The sequence below is a fragment of the Bacillus sp. RCC_6_1 genome (assembly GCF_041360755.1).
GTDB lineage: Bacteria > Bacillota > Bacilli > Bacillales > Bacillaceae_G > Bacillus_A > Bacillus_A cereus.
Genome location: NZ_JBFUPV010000008.1, coordinates 196336 through 213888 on the forward strand (window position 1 = coordinate 196336; position 17553 = coordinate 213888).

Here is a 17553-nt window from a genome sequence, read left to right on the forward strand (position 1 = left end):
TCTTCCATTTTGAAAAAAGGGGGGAGGTGATAATATAATCGCGATGTTTATAATTAAATTAGTGTATGGTATCCTAACCGGAGCTGGCGTTGTCATCGGTAGAAGATACGTCGGTCCGTGGCTAATTTCTGTATACAAAAAAGCGAGAACCACCCTGCTTCGTGGAAAAGGTAAGGGCGGTTCTCGGCTAAAACGTTAATGTAATTGTCTTATAACCGCACCTACTACCACCACAATAGCAAGTTAGGTTACACAAGGCAGAAGTTTCTCAGGCTTCTGTCTTTTTTATTTTATGCAAAATTCACACTACATACTCTATCATTATTGTAACACATTTTATTTATTTTTAGTCAAGAGAAAAACTACCTAAAGGGCTCCCCTTCAGGTAGTTCTCTATTTTACGCTAACGCAGCTAGACTTTTTCAAGTTCAGCTGTGCCGCTCTCATCATTTATAGCACCAATAAAGACGGATTATGTACCCGCTTCATAACAGTATGAGTAAACAAGGAACAACACCTATTACGAATATAAAAAATCCTCTCACTATATAGCACCTATGTTTTCAGCAATACTCTATTACCATCAAACTAAATTTGTATAATTTAAACTACAGAATAGCAAGCTAATTTTCAAATATCTTCTTGCGCATTATCCTAAATTTATTATCTATTTGTATCATGCTTATAAATAAAAGATATCCTACCGACGCACCGAGCATATTTATAGCAATCCGCCACACATCAAAAACATCAGACAAAGTTAGTAAATGTAATATCTCCCAAACAAGAAAGGTCATAACATACCACTTACGAGCTTTCTTATAGTTAGTCACTTTATTAATCAGCACTGGAACGAAAAATCCAAATGGAACTACTAATATTATATGTTGTAAAACACTTAACCAATAAGTTGAGTTTCCCCAAGGACCTGGATGTGCAATAAAATCTTTAACTTGCCAAAGTGTTATTCCAAAAAGTTGTAATAACGTTTCTAAATCAGATATATGTAAAAATTGCTGCCAAAATTCAATGGGATGATAGACAGTCCCACCTGTCAAACTGCGAACAGAGTCAAATGTAGAAGTTGAAATAAACGTTCCTAAAAAGACAATAAAACAAATGATTATATAAGGAATACATAAAATTTTTGATAATACCTTTAATGGTCTAGGAACTTCGTATACCGATTTATTAATCTCTACGCCAATAACTTTTGATTCTCCAAAACTTTGAATCGCTTTATAAATCGCTTCTTTTTCATTCATACCTTGTTCCATATATTCTTCTTTCAAGCTGTTCAAGTGATCATACATTTCTAGAAATAACTCATCCTGTTCAATATCACTAAGTTCTGAATAGGCTAAAATAGACTTAATATACTCATCAAATTCACTCATAAATAACTCCTTTCTGACAAGCTTGAATTAATGCTGTTACACTCTCCCAAGAATTCACTTTCTTCTGCAATTCTTTTTTCCCTTTATCTGTAATAGTATAGAATTTCCTTTTCATCCTATTCTCAGATTCATTCCAATAAGATTCAAGAAACTCCTTTTTCTCTAATCTCTTTAAAGCAGGATACAAAGTTCCCTGCCCCATACTATACAAATCTTCACTTGCATCCTTTAAACTTTGAGCTATTTCATATCCATATGTATCACGTTTTGCAATGATAGAAAGTAATAAAATATCTATACTTCCCTTCAAGATTTCTTTGTCCAACAATACCACCACCTTATATACATCGTATAACAACATATGTCGTTATGCAATATAGTTAGAAGAATATTCCATAAAAAAAGAACCACCTAAAGGCTCCCCTTCAGGTGGTTCTCTATTTTATGCTAACGCAGCTGCCTGTTCTTGTTGATCTACAGGAATAACAGCGTCTGTTAGTGCTTTTTCTAGTTCTGCTGTATATTTCATTTGTTCTTCTTTGCTCCAGCCTAGTTTCGCAGCCATGTAGTTGATTACTGCTTCTTTCCACTCATATACCCAGTGGATGTTGAAGAATACAGCGCCTCTGCGGCGTACGAAGAAGTCAACTGGTTTTGCTGTCATTTCGTAATCCATTGCGTATACAAGCGGGATTAGAACGTCAAGCGGCATGTTGTATTCTTTCGCTTCGTCTTTATGTTTTTTCGCTAAGTCAAATAGTACGTCAACGTTAGAACCATAGAATTTCGCGAATTCTTCTGCTTGTGCTGTTGTTAAACCATATTTCGTACCTTCGCCAGCTTTTTTCGCAACGAATGCTGGGAATCCGTGTGAACCATCTACATGTCCACCAGAGATTGGCATATGTTTCGTGTCGCTCTTCGGATATGCGCTATGACCTTCTTTTTGTAGTAAGTTCGTTACGTAGTCTACTACCATTTCAGCCATTTTGCGGTATCCTGTTAATTTACCACCTGCGATTGTAATTAAACCAGATTCAGAAGTCCAAATTTCGTCTTTACGAGAAATTTCAGATGCACTCTTACCCTCTTCATAAATTAACGGACGTACACCAGCCCAGCTTGATTCAATGTCTTTCTCTGTAATTTTCACGCTTGGGAACATGTAGTTAATCGCATTAATGATGTATGTGCGATCTTCTGTTGTCATTTGTGGTACAGCTGCGTCTTTATCGTAGAACGTATCTGTTGTACCTACATAAGTTTTTCCGCCGCGAGGAATCGCGAACACCATACGTTTATCTGGTGTATCGAAGTAAATCGCTTGACCTAATGGGAAACGTTTTTGGTCAATTACTAAGTGAACACCTTTTGATAACTGAAGTACTTTTCCTTTTTTCGAGTTATCTTTTTCACGAAGTGTATCTACCCAAGGGCCAGCTGCGTTTACAATTTTCTTACCGTAAACTTCGTATACTTCTCCGTCTAGTAAATCGATTACACGTACACCGCATACTTTTCCATCTTTATATAAGAAACTGTCTACTTTTGCATAGTTAACAGCTTTTGCGCCGTGCTCAATTGCTTCTTTCATTACTTCAATTGTAAGACGCGCATCATCTGTACGATATTCTACGTAGTAACCGCCGCCTTTTAATCCTTCTTTTTTTACAAGAGGCTCTTTGTTTAATGTTTCTTCACGGTTAAACATCTTTCTGCGCTCACTTCGTTTTACACCTGCTAAGAAGTCGTATACACGAAGACCAATTGATGTACTAAATGATCCGAACGTACCACCTGTATGGAACGGAAGTAACATCCACTCTGGTGTTGTTACATGGGGACCGTTCTCATATACGATCGCACGCTCTTTACCCACCTCTGCTACCATTTTCACTTCAAGTTGTTTTAAATAACGTAGACCACCGTGTACAAGCTTCGTTGAACGACTTGATGTACCTGCTGCAAAGTCCTGCATTTCAAACACAATTGTTGATAACCCGCGTGTTGCTCCATCTAATGCAATACCAGAACCAGTAATACCTCCACCAATTACGATCACATCTAACTCTTGTTTATTTACTCCGTTTAATACGTCTTTACGTTGTTTACTTGAAAATTTCATGGTAATTCCTCCCTTTGATAACGAAAAAAGAGACCACAAACTCCGCTATAGATTTCGCCTCTATAGCGCGTTGTGGTCTCTCCAAATCTCCTACCGAATTATTAACTTGTCACCATTATAACACTGTTTATGATTATTTGAAAGCTTTTGTTGCTTCAATTGCTTTTTTCCATCCAGCATATAGCTCTTCGCTTGTTTTCGCTTCCATCGTTGGTTCAAAGCGTTTGTCCATATGCCACTGTTCTTTAATTTCATCTTGGTTTTTCCAATATCCAACCGCAAGACCAGCTAAGTATGCTGCACCTAGAGCCGTTGTTTCGTTGATCACTGGACGCTCTACAGGAACATCTAAAATATCACTTTGGAACTTCATTAAGAAGTTATTTTTAACTGCTCCGCCATCAACGCGTAATGTTTTCAGTTCAATACCTGAATCTGCTTCCATTGCGCATAATACATCTTTCGTTTGGTAAGCTAAAGATTCTAGCGTTGCACGAATGAAGTGCTCTTTCGTCGTACCGCGTGTTACACCAAACATAGCGCCGCGTACTTCACTATCCCAATAAGGTGTTCCTAGTCCAACGAATGCTGGTACAACGTATACACCATCAGTTGATTCAACGCGACTCGCATACACTTCACTCTCACTTGCATCTTTAAACATGCGCATTCCGTCACGTAACCACTGAATTGCAGAACCTGCTACGAAAATACTTCCTTCTAATGCGTAGTTTACTTTACCATCTATTCCCCATGCAATTGTTGTTAATAGACCATGCTCAGAAGCTACTGCTTTTTCACCTGTGTTCATTAACATGAAGCAACCAGTTCCGTAAGTATTTTTCGCCATACCTTCACCGAAACAAGCTTGTCCAAATAATGCTGCTTGTTGGTCACCAGCTACACCTGCAATCGGTACATTTTGACCGAAGAAGTGGTAATCAATTGTTTCTCCGTAAATTTCAGATGATGGACGTACTTCTGGAAGCATGCTCTTTGGTACTGTTAACATTTCTAGAAGCTCATCATCCCACTGTAAGTCGTGAATGTTAAACATTAACGTACGTGATGCGTTTGAGTAATCTGTTACGTGTGATTTACCACCAGATAGTTTCCATACAAGCCACGAATCAATTGTTCCGAATAATAGATCGCCGTTTTCTGCTTTTTCTCTTGCACCTTCAACATTATCTAAAATCCATTTTACTTTCGTACCAGAGAAGTATGCATCAATTAAAAGACCTGTTTTTTCGCGAACCATTTCGCTATAACCTTTTTCTTTTAACTCATCACAAATTTCAGCTGTTTGGCGAGATTGCCATACGATTGCGTTGTAAATTGGTTTACTAGTTGTTTTATCCCAGACAACCGTTGTTTCACGTTGGTTCGTAATACCGATACCAGCGATTTGTTCTGGTTTTACATCTGCTTCGCTTAAGCAAGTTGCGATAACTGCTAAAATAGATCCCCAAATTTCTTGTGCATTATGCTCTACCCAGCCCGGCTTTGGAAAATGTTGTGTAAACTCTTTTTGAGCTGAATGAACAATTTCACCTTTTTTATTGAAAAGAATTGCGCGTGAGCTTGTTGTTCCTTGGTCTAATGAAAGAATATATTTTTTCATATCGGTTTCCCCCTTATGCTACTTTTCTACTATTTGTATTGCTTCCACTTTTTTTACTTGTCATATAAGAGATTGCTAGTACAATCACAGTTGCGATAATCACATAAATAAGTGCTGAATTTTGTTTTCCTTCAAATACAACTTGATGGAATAAACCTGCAAGTGATCCACCTAAAATTGGACCAACTACTGGAATCCATGCATACTTCCAGTTTGAACCGCCTTTTCCTGCAATCGGAAGGAAGAAGTGTGCGATACGCGGACCTAAATCACGTGCTGGGTTAATTGCGTATCCTGTTGTCCCACCTAATGATAAACCAATACTTACAATTAAGAAACCTACGATAAATGGATTTAATCCATCTGCAAACTTATTTGCACCAATTGCTAATATACCAAATACTAAAACGAATGTTCCAATCATTTCACTTAAAAGGTTTGCAAATGTGTTCGGAATTGCTGGACCTGTTGCAAATACACCTAACTTTGTTCCTGGATCTTCTGTTTCTTTCCAGTGTGGTAAGTAATGTAAATATACGATAACTGCCCCGATAATTGCCCCAATCATTTGTGCTGCGATATAACCTGGTACATCACTCCATGGGAACGCTCCCTTAAATGCTAATCCTATTGTTAAAGCTGGATTCAAATGTGCCCCACTAATTGATCCAACCGCATATGCTGCAACCGCTACCGCTAAGCCCCAGCCCATTGTAATTACAATCCAACCAGAATCTTTCGCAAACGACTTCTTTAAACTTACACCAGCACAAACGCCGCCACCAAGTACGATTAACAACGCAGTCCCTATTAACTCTCCTAAAAATGCTGACATAGTATCCCTCCACAATCAATTTAAACGCTTCCAAATGTGATAGAGGTAAAATGAATGGCCATTCGTTTTTGTCAAAAGAAAAAGACCCACAGCTTGCACGCTTCTATATAAATTTATATAGAAACAATGAAATGTGGATCTCTACTTTTCTCCGTCACGTTTATTAACTTGTCTATAATGTTAACCGTAAATGAAAGCGGTGTCAACGAAAAAATTCACATTTTCGTCACTTTTTTTGGTAATGTTTCCATAGTTCGCGTTTTGATGTCGTAATTGCTGTCGCACCAGCGTTTAAAGCTCTTTCCACATCTTCTACAGTACGAATAAAACCACCCGCTAAAATCGGTACACCAGTACGCTCTTTCACTTCAGCGATAATATCCGTCATTGCTCCAGGAAGTACCTCAATATAATCCGGTTTCGTCTTATCTAAAAGATTGCAGCTCTTCTCCATCGCACTCGAATCGATTAAAAAGATGCGTTGTATTGCCACAACACCTTTTTGCTTCGCCTTCATAATAACGCTCGCCTTTGTTGAAAGTAACCCGTACGGTCTAAACTCCTGACATAAATATTCCGTCGCATGCCCATCACTCTGCAAACCATGAATTAAATCCACATGTAAAAATACCTTTTTACAATATTGCTTCGCAAGTGATATAACACTCTTTAATTGACCGACATGAATATCTAAAATAACGATATATTCATACGAACTATGTAATAGCTTTTCCAAATCTTTAATTTGCCTCACTGCCGGCAAAATCTTCTGTTCATGAAATTCCATTCTCTATATCCCCTTCTTTATGTCATCCTATCCTTTATAGTACACAATTTAAGTGAAAAGAACAGCTAGTGTAGGGGATTTCTTTCAAATCTTTCCTCTATCTATATATTTTCTTCAACTTATCCGATCCCATACCACCTATAATCATGAATGCAAGGGGCAAAAGATTCATTACATATGGCGCATCTGCTACAATTGTAATACTTGCTCCAGCAAACTTATTTAGCATCCATACAACGATTTTTGCAATAAACAAAAATACTCCTATCATAAATAGACTATCAAAAAACACCTTCCATTTTGGATACGCCAATTGCTTACTATCTTCAATTACTTTCTGCGTCAATTCTTCATCACTCCTTAGCAGTTCATCAATTGTAATACCGAACAGATCACTTAAATGAATAATAATTTCAATGCTCGGATAGTTCTTTCCCGTCTCCCATTTCGAAACAGATTGCCTGCTCACATGAAGTTTTTCAGCCAAATCATTTTGCGACCAATTTCTTTTTTCCCTTTCTTCTTTTAAACGCTCACTAAAAATCATACTGTGTTTATCACCTCTCTACGCCCATTATGTTCAAATAAATGATGAAGAGTAAAGCGAGTTATCGTTGCATTTCCTGCGCAACTTATGCGTTACAGCTTATAATGGCGCTCTTTTATATGTATCTTCCCTATACTATGCTCCAATAATAATTTCTCGAACAATAATACAAGGAACGGATACTAATAAAGTGAAACTTTAATCAACCCTCACCAATCGGGCTTTTACGGACAGCCCGCCCCCCACCTAACTTCTTTGCTTCCGCTGAATTTTGAGGTGGGGTCTTACTGCCCGGCAAATAGCGGGATAAAGACTAGATTAGGCATAAAAAATACGCCATCCCTTCTTATCAGTCTCCAGAAAGAATAACGCAAATTTTCATTTTTACTCATCATTTTTCGGACTATATGAAAACCCCGGATATTTCACAACAGGCCTCTTCTCCTTACGCAGGGAATCCATTACTTGCGGGCCAACATGTATATTACTCTCCACTATTTCTCTAGGAGTCAGTGCCATCCATTGATTTAACGATACATCTTCAAAACGATTACTTCTGAACATCTCTAAAAACCATAATGTTTCGGTACCTGTATTTTGAATATAATGCCCCGTCGCAAACGGTACATATCCGACATCGCCAGCTCTATAATCAAATGTACGAGCGGTACCATTTCCAAGAAACACAGTCATTCTCGCTTCCCCTGTCAAATAATATTGCCATTCATCATTATTCGGGTGCCAATGAAGTTCTCTCATTCCACCAGGCTCAACCTCAACGAGCGCTGCTGCGATTGTTTTGGAAATAGGGAAATTTGTAGAATCTACAATTCGAACGCTACCACCAGGCGTCTTAATCGGCTTTTGTTTTAACAATTCATGTTTAAATGTTAAAGGAACTTCTCCTTTCGGTGATTGAATTTCCTGACTTTCAAGCGAACCTGGCACCTCTCCTTGATAAATATAAACTTGATCTGAAGGGATAGAACGAAAAGCACTCTCAGGTACTCCGAAATTAGCCGACAACACTTCTTTTGGCGTATGCGCAAACCAATCAGAAATAGCTAAAGTAGATAAATCAGAAAAATGCCCATCATCGAAAACGAGTAGAAATTCACAATGTTCCAATCCTTGAATGGAATGCGGAATACCCGGCGGAAAATACCAAAGATCACCTGGTCCAACATCAGCAATAAAATTACGCCCATTTTGATCAACAGCCGTTATGCGCGCCCGTCCTAAAAGCATATACGCCCATTCCGCTTCTTTATGCCAATGTAGTTCTCGTACTCCACCGGCCGTTAAACTCATATTTACTCCCGCAATCGTCGTCGAAACCGGTAGTTCCCGAGCAGTAATCTCCCGAGACCACCCGCCTTGTTTCAAAATCATAGAAGTGTCCGAAAATGAAAACTTCAAGTTAGGAACTAACCCTGCATCGGTTATAGGCGGAACAAGCATATTCGGATTTTGAATATCCCGCATAACATTACGAGGTCCAGAATCAATCGCACCTGCTCCGTCGCTGCGGATTGGTTGTGGCACATTCCCTCCCGCTTCATTAACAGTACGTTTCTTCATGATTACACTCCTTTTTCATCCGATTAGTAAGTAAAAAGCCTCCATCATAGTGTATGAATTGGGCTTTAGATGGTTACAGTTACATCATCTGCCTATCATTATCGTTTTGTTCATTTCTCAACTTATACTAGTATGCTTAGCGCTTAGGAAGACAAAAAAATAAACTAGAACTAACAAAAAACCCTGTAAAATTTATTACAGAGTTTTTCACCAATTATTTATTGTTTTACATATCGAATACGAACATTATCGTCCATTTGATAAATTTGTAATGTGTTTCCATAACTAATTCCTAACTCTTCACTTACACCAACTGCACTTACAAATACCCCTTTAAATACTTTATTTTTAGTTGGTTTTACTACCGATACTCTTCGCTGCCTCTTCAAACAGTTTCGAACCTTCTTGTGCTTTACTTACTGATTGATGCATTTTACTTTCGTCTTCCTGATCTAATGCATCAAAGAGAAGTTGAAAACAATCCGCATATAGTTCCATCGACTGCTTTATCTTCGCCTGTTCTCCCTGTAACTCTGGAGGCGCTTGTAGATTCTTCAGCTTTGTAGCAGCTGCCTTTGCTCCACCTAAACTCAGTTGTACTTCACTTTTCTTTTGTTTGTATGATTTTACGTCTGAATCTGCTATTCCTTCAATTAATTTCATTGTATTTTCAATTTGAGTAGCACTATTTATGATATCTGCCTTGTACCTTTCAACATCTGAACCAGTTACCTTACCAGTTGAAGAACTAGAAGAAGTTGAATTATTTGAAGAAGAACTTGGTTGACTACTTGATGAACTACTGTTTGTACCTTCACCTTTCGCTACAGATAAGCTATCCTCTTTCTTGCCATCAGTTGACTTACTCTCTTTTTCAGAAGTCTTATTCTCTTTCTCTACCTTTTGCGTTTCTTCTTTCTTTGGTTCAGCTTTCTTACCATCAGTTTCAATTGTAATACAACCACTCAATAACATAACTGGTAACGCTAAACTTACTAATTTCTTTGCTTTCATGATTACTAATACCCCTTTATTTGTAAAATGTAGTGCAAACAAGTTAATATACTTAACTAATAAATTCCCCCCGAATAATTTATTAAAATCTACTATCCATAGATTCCCTGTATATTCATAATCTTTCCATATATAAGATTTTACAAAGAATTACATATTTGGTCAAAGGGATTTATGTAGTTTTTAAAAGGAAATTTACTAAACGAAAAGAAAATTTTAATCACAAAGAAAAGAAGCTAACAATAAATTGTTAACTTCTCAGCTTAAGGAAAAAATAGTATCTTTCCTTATCTTCTACTATCTAGATTGTGGATGAACCATATACCGCTCCCTCAAAAGAAAAAAGCTACCACCTAGGCAATAATTTCTACTAAGTGGTAACCTTTCAAAATTTCTATTAAAGCAATACAGAATCCTTATCACTATCCTGATTACGTTTCTCACGCTCTTCTTCTAAGCGCTTCATATATACTTCGCCTTCTTTTTCGATAAACTCATTATCCATATCTTGCTCTTTTTTCGAAGTATATAAAACCATGTAGCCACTTAGTACAATCCCAACAATTACAAGATACACCCACCATGGTAAAGTTTCCAAATCACTTCATTCCTTTCCTTAGACAAGCCTTATTAGTTTCACTTTATGAGGAAAGAATTGGATTTATGCTTAAAATTTTTATTGTGGATTCTTCGCGAAAAATGCTTGTACATATTCCATAAACTCAATTGGTTCCTGACGAAACGGTGCGTGGTATCCTTTTTCAATAATATGAAACGTACTATTCGCAAATAGCTCATGATACAGTTCACCATTTTTCCAAGAAACACTTTTATCATGTCGTCCCCATATAATTAAAGTCGGTACCTTAATTTTATCAGCTTCCATCGCAATGCGGCGCTCTCTCATTTTCGTAAGCTGATCATAATGCTCTTTATCATCACGACTATTTTTCACTTCATTTTTATTATACTTCGTAATCTCAGTTACAGTTTGTAAGTCCGTCGATAGCGGTGGTACTTCATAACTTTCTTTTTGCTGGAAAGACTCTATCCCTGTAGAATCCGCCAAGATGAGATGCGTCACTGCATCCGGATATAAATACGCTAAATTGAGAGACATCTCTCCGCCCATCGAATGACCAAGTACTGCGAATTGATCATACCCGAGCTTCTTCATTAACTTATAATATAAATTCACTTGCGCAGGAAACGAATACTGAAAATCAACCGGCTTAGAAGAACGCCCAAATCCTAAAATATCAACCGCAATAATCGTATGATCTCGCACTAGTTCCGGATAAATATCACTAAACCCATCAGAAGAACCACCAAACCCATGCAACATGAGTAACGGAGGTTTTCCCTCACCAATTTGCTTAAAATAAATCGTCTGCCCATCAATTTGCGCCATACTCTCTTTCGTATTCAGCTTCATCATAACAGTATCTTTCACTTCTTCAACCTTCGCAATCGGCTTATCAACGAAGTTACATACGATAAGCAAAACAAGCACAATACCGCTAATCAAATAAAACTTAAACCGTTTCAAAGTTCCCGTCTCCTTTCTTGAGTTGCTATTTAAAGTTTTTACATTTTTTGGTTATTTTATGTTCTCTTTTTAATTGTAACTAAAACAGTTACAATTATACTAAAAAAATATAACTCACTTCTATTACTAATGGTTATTCTGTAACTATTATAGTTACATATTTAAAGTAAGTCAATTCTTTTCTCTACATGGCCTGAAAATAGAAAAAGGGACTTCATGTTGAAGTCCCTTTCTTTGTTATTATAGTTGGCTTACTCCGCCGTCGCCTTTATTATCTGCTGGTGCTCCGCCTGTGTCACCAATGTTAACGTAGTCTGGTCTTGCTGGTGCTCCGCCACCATCTCCTTTATTAAGTGCAACTGAATTAAAATCATGAAATCCTAGAGATAAAGTAAATGCGAACCCTATTACCGTTAATACAATTTTTCTCATTATTTTAACGCTCCTTTTATCATTTGTTTTTTTCTTGCTTCTTTACTCATATGATAATATTCGCTAGATTTTTCATGATTGTTTTCATAATAAAATTTATCTGCTAAGCGTTCCGTATACTCTTGAATACAATCAAATAATTCTTCTTTTTCAAAATAAGAAATCGCATCTAAAATAACATTTTCAAACTCACCAGTAGTCGCATTCATTTTATTTAAAATCATGAATCGGTATTGATACTCTTGATTTTTTAACTGATTACAAATACGTAACCCTTTATTTATTAACGACTCTGCTTTTTCTAATTCATTTAGTTTTAGGTATTCGTCTGATTCCAAGTATAGTGCTCGAAAATGATTAGGAGATTTCTTTGTTACTTCTGATAAGTGACGGATAGCTAACTCAGATAAATTTTGATTCGCGTACAATAAACCTAAATTATTTCTAACCATTAATATATATTTTTCATGATTAACTTGTTGGAAAACATTCAATGCTGTATTAAATGTTTCTTCAGCGAACTCGAATTGTTGTAAATCAATATAACACAACCCTAACATATTCTCGCACAACGCAAGATTAATCTCATAACCTGGTTGTTTTAAAAAAAACTCTTTTGCTGTTTTTATTTGATCAATCGCTAACATTTGTTGATATGATTGGTTATAAAGATATCCATAACGATAATGAAACTCCGCATGTTCTATCGGATCGGCAATATATTTCAATAACTTCTCAGCTTGCTCATACTGTTCTTTCGCTTCATTATAATTTGAAATTAATGTGCAATGAAACCCTTTAAAAAAGTGATAGTAATAAGCTAGAACACCTTCTGCCGGGATTTCAAAAGATTCTACTTTATCAAAACTATCTTCTCTAACCCCAATCCAATCAACTAATGCACCATATCTAAAATTCAACAACGCATGATAAAGCAATACATCCTGATCCACGTCCAACCCACTAATCTTACTTTCAATCTCCTCTTTCATTTCCGTGGCCTTCTCTATATTTTGCTGCAACATTACACGATACCAATCATCTAAAGAATGTTTCATTTGCTCCCGCGTTACTACATCTGCTCCCATACACTCGCATCCCCTTTTCTCCAAAATTACAAAATTAGGATTTTTATACAATTATTAAAATTGTATATTACCACTCCTTTTCTATGCATTGAAAAATAATTATCAGAAAATTTAATATTTTAATTAATTATACCAAAGTTTTCCTTTTTAATAACTTGAGAAATAATTGTCAGAAAACTTACTAGGATAAATAAAAAAGCAAGTAGTTCCAGCACTCCGCTAAAACTACTTGCTCTCCTACTTACTATCTCTATTTTTACTCTTTAATAAATTCCTTCGTACTTCTCACTGTATCAATTGGACGAACTAATTTTTCAATTTCTTCACGTTTTGGCTCTAGGAATGGAGGTAAAGATAATTTTTCGCCAAGTGTTTCGTATGGCTCATCTCCCATAAATCCTGGGCCGTCTGTTGCAAATTCAAATAAGATTTGTGGTGCAACTCTTGCGTATAATGATTCGAAGAAGTGACGGTCTACATAGCCAGATGAAGGAAGTCCAACGCTACTGATTCTCTCAATCCATTCTTCTAATACAGCGCGATCTTCTACGCGGAATGCAGCATGGTGAACCGTACCAAAACCTTGTCGTGCTTCTGGAAGAACCGTATTATGTTCTACAATGACAGAAGCACCGTTTCCACCTTTATTCACTTCAAATAAATAGAATTCTCCTTCTTGCGCAACCTCTTTAAATAATAAAACTTTTTCTAACACTTCTTTGAAGAAACTAAAGTTTGCAATACGGATGAATACAGGCCCTAAACCAGTAATTGCATATTCTAATGGAACTGGTCCGTTTTGCCATGGTGTACCTGATTCAATCCCTTTATCAAGTTCATCTGAGATTAATTGATAGTGTTGGTCATCAAAGTCAACGAAAGAAAGAATTTTCTTACCAAATTGCTCTTTAATTCCTGTATGTTCTACTTCAAGACGGTCAAAACGTTTCACCCAATATGCTAACGCTGCATCAGTTGGCACTCGGAATGAAGTTTTTGAAATTTCATTCGTACCGTGTACTCCTTTTGGAATACCTGGGAAGTCAAAGAATGTCATATCTGTTCCTGCACTACCTTTATCATCTGCAAAGAATAAATGATACGTTTGAATGTCATCTTGGTTTACTGTTTTTTTAACTAAACGCATTCCTAAAACGTGAGTGAAAAACTCATAGTTTTTTTCTGCACTACTTGTAATCGCTGTAACGTGGTGAATTCCTTTTAATTGGTTCATTTTATATTCCTCCAATGGGTTTCATTTATTTGTTAAAGTTGTATATTTTCTTCTATTACTTCTCTTCAATCGGTGCTAAATTCGCTTCAATTTCTGCTCGCTGATCTTCTAAGAATGGTGGTAAATCAAGCTTTTCTCCTAGATGTTCCACATCTCCATCAACTGTAAATCCTGGTCCATCTGTCGCAATTTCAAATAGGATTCCGTTTGATTCGCGGAAATATAAGCTTTTAAAATAGAAACGATCAATGATTCCTGAAGACTGGAAGCCTCTTTGTTTCACCTGTTCTTCCCAATAGGCAAGCTCTGCATCGTTTTTCACACGAATTGCTAAGTGGTGAATGCTACCGCGGCCCGGCTTTTCAGTAGGACCATCTAAATATTTCACAACGATTTCTCCAAAAGCCTCTCCTTTAATGGACTGAAAAATTGCTTCCTCTTCGCTGCGGCTAACCTCTGTATAACCAAACATCTCTGTAAGTGTACTCGCCATTTTATCAAGTCTACGAACTGTCATTTCTACAGAACCCATTCCTTGAATTTGATGCTTTGCAGGAACTTCTGATTTCTCCCAATTTTCCCAGTGCTCTACTTTTTCTCCGTTTGAAACGAGTAGTACTAAGCGAAGACCTTCAGCATCCTCAAATTGTAAAGCAGGACGATTTGCATATGTTGTCATCTCACTATGTTTCACATTAAATTTCTCAAATCGTTCTTTCCAGTAATGTAAGCTTTCCTCTGAAGGAACGAGTAATCCAATTCGAGTAATCGCATTTGTACCGCGATATGTTCTTCCTACTAAAGGAATTTCAAAAAATGATAACTCTGTACCCGGACTTCCTGTTTTATCTCCGTAAAATAAATGGTACATTGACGGATCATCTTGGTTCACTGTCATTTTCACACGACGTAATCCAAGCACATTTTTATAAAAGTGATTATTTTCATTTGCATTTTTCGTAACCATTGAAATGTGATGATGCCCTTTAATTTTATACATTTTTAATTCCTCCGCTTCGTTTTACTAGTCAAGTGATGATAAAAAAATAATATGCTTTTTAGCTGTTCAATTTATTCTCATTATGTTTTTGTAAATTCATCTTAGTTTTTACTGCATAAGTTACTTTCGTTTTTAACTCGAAAACAACTGATTGTATGTTTTTCATATGGCTCAATTACTTTCGTTACTATCACTTTACAACTCAAGTGATTAAAAAGCAAGTATTTTATCTCGAATTCGAGATATTTTTTTATTGGATAACATTTTGAACCGGAGAATGATGAATTTCTATATGAAATAGCGTCATAAAAATGTAGATTTACAACGCTAAGTCCATTTCCTTTTCTTCATAAAGTGAAACTTTAATCAGCCCTCACCAATCGGACTTTAATGGGCAGCCCGACCCCCACCTAAATTCTTTGCTTTCGCTGAATTTTGAGTTAGGGGTCTTACTGCCCATTAAAGCGGGATAAATTGAAATTTAATGACTTAACATTATGCTTATCTTAGGAGCGAGGTATTTTATCGGTGAGTGTATACAAACCATGTAATGCTTGCTGTTAATAATGCTGACGAAATCAAAGCTGTAAGAACACTATATGTTTGCCACGTAAGTATTGTTGACCAATCGAAAGCGCAGCACAGTATACCCAGAGCAATCGTAGCGATCAGGAAAATAACTGTTACGGTTATTCTCTTTTTTGTCATTGGCTGTCGCTCATTCGTTCTCCTTCTGCGTAATCCTAAGAGAAATAGCAAAACGGCCAATAGGCAAAAAATAATTGTGATAGACGACAAAATGATATCCAAAAGCTGTGTACCGCTTATTTCATATGACTGAGTTAGATTGCCTTCTAATATATCTTTAACTTTTAGTACCATGTTTGTATTGGTATTTGTGCCGTTGCTCAGCAAGGAGACGGCTGTTCGTTCATTTGGCAGTATGACTACTTCGGTTCTGAAATTTGGATTGCCCCCAGTGTGTTCTATAATCGTTTGTTCGGCATTTACGGACCAACCTGCCGCATAATACATACCGTTGACAGCCGAAACAGACATATCACCCCTATGTGATTTTTCGATAACCGTGTGAAATATTTCGGGTATGTCCTGCACGATACCCATCTGTATGCCCAGCCAACGAGCCATATCTTTTGTATTAGAAATGATGTAGCCTGCGGGTTTATTCCCAGCATAATCCGGAGCTTTAAATGGAGTTGTCATAAAAAAGGAAGAACGGTAGCCCTGTGCCAACTGTCCAGTAGCTTGAGCATCTTCTTTATAAACATACGTCTGGTGAAGACCTAGCGGCTGAAATACCTGTTCCTTCATAAAGTCTTCATAGCTTTGTCGCGACACAATCTCAATAACCAAACCCAATACGTCATAATTAACGGTTCCATAGTTATACTGTTCACCGGGAGGGAACGCCAATTCAGCATCAACGAGCATTTCCACAGTCTTTTGCAACATATCCGGTGTATTGCCTTGTGGAATATTTTGAAGATGCCTAATATTTGTTAGACCACTGGTATGGTGAAGAAAGTTATTTAGTGTAAGACTTTGCATATCAACAGGTTTCCCTTGATACTTTAAGGTAAACCAAGGTAAATATTTTTGGACAGGGTCAGTCATTGAGAGCAGCCCTTGCTCTTCCAATAGCATAATACCCATACCGGTAAAAGCTTTACTGACCGAGGCTAACTCATAGAGTGTATTTTCACTTGCAGACAACCCCTTTTCACGGTCTGCATACCCTGAAGAAAAGTAGAACACTTCATCATCAGCAAGTATTGAGATTGACATTCCCGGCACACCTGATATACGACAGGCATCATCTAGCAACGCTTGTATTGCCGCAGATTGCGAATCTGACAACGCATAACTTTGTGTTGCGAATCCTGAGAATAATATAAATATCGTTAATACAAAAACAATAATCTTTTTCATAAACTCTCCCTTTTGGAAAATTATAAGAGAATAATATAAATAACCTCCTTTTACAACTACGAAACTAATTTTTAATGTATCTTTCTATTCACCTATATAATATCAAATAATTGCGAATAGTTACACTTGAACGAACAGATGGATGTAATTTGAAACAACTTTAAAGAGCCTTGCTACGTAGAATGTAGTAAGGCTCTTAGCTTTTTAATAATCAAAATTCAATAACTTTATTATCATTATACAACAGCCCCACTAAGCTTATTACCACTTAATGAGGCCATTTGATTCACATTATTAATTATGGAACGTCGGCTTATAGAACGAACGATTTTAATCTAGTTCCAGATAATAAACGATAAAAAGATTAAAACGTTTAAACAGCAAGCTTTA

At 36.8% G+C, this 17553-nt stretch carries 18 protein-coding genes; 1 reads left to right on the forward strand and 17 read right to left on the reverse strand.

The genetic code is table 11. The features are described 5' to 3' along the window. Nucleotides 1–43: 43 nt before the first annotated feature. Nucleotides 44–199, forward strand: coding sequence for a hypothetical protein (locus AB6801_RS21505; protein WP_000469930.1), 156 nt, complete (start codon nt 44–46; stop codon nt 197–199). Between the two features lie 424 nt (nt 200–623). Here the strand turns inward: AB6801_RS21505 and AB6801_RS21510 are convergent, their stop codons facing one another. From AB6801_RS21510 to AB6801_RS21590, 17 genes are all read right to left on the reverse strand, one after another. Continuing rightward, on the reverse strand, nt 624–1397 hold the full coding sequence (locus tag AB6801_RS21510; protein ID WP_001288383.1) for a VanZ family protein: 774 nt from the start codon (nt 1395–1397) through the stop codon (nt 624–626). Then, the gene (locus tag AB6801_RS21515; protein WP_141530637.1) at nt 1390–1722 is read right to left on the reverse strand and encodes a PadR family transcriptional regulator; all 333 of its coding nucleotides are present in this window, start codon (nt 1720–1722) and stop codon (nt 1390–1392) included. The genes AB6801_RS21510 and AB6801_RS21515 overlap by 8 nt, the downstream gene beginning before the upstream one ends. 117 nt (nt 1723–1839) lie before the next feature. Further along, nucleotides 1840–3522 (reverse strand): aerobic glycerol-3-phosphate dehydrogenase, encoded by a 1683-nt coding sequence (gene glpD, locus AB6801_RS21520; RefSeq protein WP_000672831.1) that lies wholly within the window; start codon nt 3520–3522, stop codon nt 1840–1842. A 133-nt stretch (nt 3523–3655) separates the two neighbouring features. Continuing rightward, nucleotides 3656–5146, reverse strand: a complete 1491-nt coding sequence (gene glpK, locus AB6801_RS21525; RefSeq protein ID WP_000760015.1) for a glycerol kinase GlpK — start codon at nt 5144–5146, stop codon at nt 3656–3658. Between the two features lie 13 nt (nt 5147–5159). Continuing rightward, nucleotides 5160–5981 carry a glycerol uptake facilitator protein GlpF gene (gene glpF, locus AB6801_RS21530; RefSeq protein ID WP_001272195.1) on the reverse strand — a complete coding sequence of 274 codons (822 nt, stop codon included), beginning with the start codon at nt 5979–5981 and terminating at the stop codon, nt 5160–5162. Between the two features lie 226 nt (nt 5982–6207). Further along, entirely contained in the window at nt 6208–6768 is a 561-nt protein-coding gene (gene glpP / locus AB6801_RS21535) for a glycerol uptake operon antiterminator GlpP (RefSeq protein WP_000394286.1), read from the reverse strand. 97 nt (nt 6769–6865) lie between these two features. Then, on the reverse strand, nt 6866–7315 hold the full coding sequence (locus tag AB6801_RS21540) for a helix-turn-helix domain-containing protein (RefSeq protein ID WP_000577656.1): 450 nt from the start codon (nt 7313–7315) through the stop codon (nt 6866–6868). A gap of 384 nt (nt 7316–7699) precedes the next feature. Beyond that, nucleotides 7700–8896: an oxalate decarboxylase family bicupin gene (locus AB6801_RS21545; RefSeq protein WP_000747515.1), complete on the reverse strand. Its 1197-nt coding sequence runs from the start codon at nt 8894–8896 to the stop codon at nt 7700–7702. Between the two features lie 218 nt (nt 8897–9114). Further along, nucleotides 9115–9285 carry a hypothetical protein gene (locus AB6801_RS21550; protein ID WP_002100810.1) on the reverse strand — a complete coding sequence of 57 codons (171 nt, stop codon included), beginning with the start codon at nt 9283–9285 and terminating at the stop codon, nt 9115–9117. Then, entirely contained in the window at nt 9245–9910 is a 666-nt protein-coding gene (locus AB6801_RS21555) for a DUF7018 domain-containing (lipo)protein (protein WP_097999500.1), read from the reverse strand. The genes AB6801_RS21550 and AB6801_RS21555 overlap by 41 nt, the downstream gene beginning before the upstream one ends. A gap of 397 nt (nt 9911–10307) precedes the next feature. After that, complete coding sequence (locus AB6801_RS21560) at nt 10308–10508, reverse strand: sporulation YhaL family protein (RefSeq protein ID WP_000449223.1); 201 nt, start codon at nt 10506–10508, stop codon at nt 10308–10310. Nucleotides 10509–10586: 78 nt separating this feature from the next. Then, a complete protein-coding gene (locus AB6801_RS21565) occupies nt 10587–11459 on the reverse strand; it encodes an alpha/beta fold hydrolase (protein ID WP_097999501.1) in 873 nt (290 codons plus the stop codon). A 240-nt stretch (nt 11460–11699) separates the two neighbouring features. Continuing rightward, nucleotides 11700–11891: a hypothetical protein gene (locus AB6801_RS21570; protein ID WP_001227132.1), complete on the reverse strand. Its 192-nt coding sequence runs from the start codon at nt 11889–11891 to the stop codon at nt 11700–11702. Then, nucleotides 11891–12979 carry a response regulator aspartate phosphatase gene (locus tag AB6801_RS21575; RefSeq protein ID WP_000500592.1) on the reverse strand — a complete coding sequence of 363 codons (1089 nt, stop codon included), beginning with the start codon at nt 12977–12979 and terminating at the stop codon, nt 11891–11893. The genes AB6801_RS21570 and AB6801_RS21575 overlap by 1 nt, the downstream gene beginning before the upstream one ends. 256 nt (nt 12980–13235) lie before the next feature. Then, nucleotides 13236–14213 (reverse strand): ring-cleaving dioxygenase, encoded by a 978-nt coding sequence (locus AB6801_RS21580; RefSeq protein ID WP_053513540.1) that lies wholly within the window; start codon nt 14211–14213, stop codon nt 13236–13238. A gap of 55 nt (nt 14214–14268) precedes the next feature. Further along, nucleotides 14269–15213, reverse strand: coding sequence for a ring-cleaving dioxygenase (locus AB6801_RS21585; RefSeq protein WP_000276684.1), 945 nt, complete (start codon nt 15211–15213; stop codon nt 14269–14271). A gap of 522 nt (nt 15214–15735) precedes the next feature. Then, nucleotides 15736–17163, reverse strand: coding sequence for a serine hydrolase domain-containing protein (locus AB6801_RS21590; RefSeq protein WP_097999502.1), 1428 nt, complete (start codon nt 17161–17163; stop codon nt 15736–15738). Nucleotides 17164–17553 lie beyond the last annotated feature (390 nt).

Coding starts and splice junctions, on each gene's coding strand:
- AB6801_RS21505 (WP_000469930.1), top strand. CDS start 44: ATGTTTATAATTAAATTAGTGTATGGTATCCTAACCGGAGCTGGCGTT.
- AB6801_RS21510 (WP_001288383.1), bottom strand. CDS start 1,397: ATGAGTGAATTTGATGAGTATATTAAGTCTATTTTAGCCTATTCAGAA.
- glpD (WP_000672831.1), bottom strand. CDS start 3,522: ATGAAATTTTCAAGTAAACAACGTAAAGACGTATTAAACGGAGTAAAT.
- glpK (WP_000760015.1), bottom strand. CDS start 5,146: ATGAAAAAATATATTCTTTCATTAGACCAAGGAACAACAAGCTCACGC.
- glpF (WP_001272195.1), bottom strand. CDS start 5,981: ATGTCAGCATTTTTAGGAGAGTTAATAGGGACTGCGTTGTTAATCGTA.
- glpP (WP_000394286.1), bottom strand. CDS start 6,768: ATGGAATTTCATGAACAGAAGATTTTGCCGGCAGTGAGGCAAATTAAA.
- AB6801_RS21540 (WP_000577656.1), bottom strand. CDS start 7,315: ATGATTTTTAGTGAGCGTTTAAAAGAAGAAAGGGAAAAAAGAAATTGG.
- AB6801_RS21545 (WP_000747515.1), bottom strand. CDS start 8,896: ATGAAGAAACGTACTGTTAATGAAGCGGGAGGGAATGTGCCACAACCA.
- AB6801_RS21555 (WP_097999500.1), bottom strand. CDS start 9,910: ATGAAAGCAAAGAAATTAGTAAGTTTAGCGTTACCAGTTATGTTATTG.
- AB6801_RS21570 (WP_001227132.1), bottom strand. CDS start 11,891: ATGAGAAAAATTGTATTAACGGTAATAGGGTTCGCATTTACTTTATCT.
- AB6801_RS21575 (WP_000500592.1), bottom strand. CDS start 12,979: ATGGGAGCAGATGTAGTAACGCGGGAGCAAATGAAACATTCTTTAGAT.
- AB6801_RS21580 (WP_053513540.1), bottom strand. CDS start 14,213: ATGAACCAATTAAAAGGAATTCACCACGTTACAGCGATTACAAGTAGT.
- AB6801_RS21585 (WP_000276684.1), bottom strand. CDS start 15,213: ATGTATAAAATTAAAGGGCATCATCACATTTCAATGGTTACGAAAAAT.
- AB6801_RS21590 (WP_097999502.1), bottom strand. CDS start 17,163: ATGAAAAAGATTATTGTTTTTGTATTAACGATATTTATATTATTCTCA.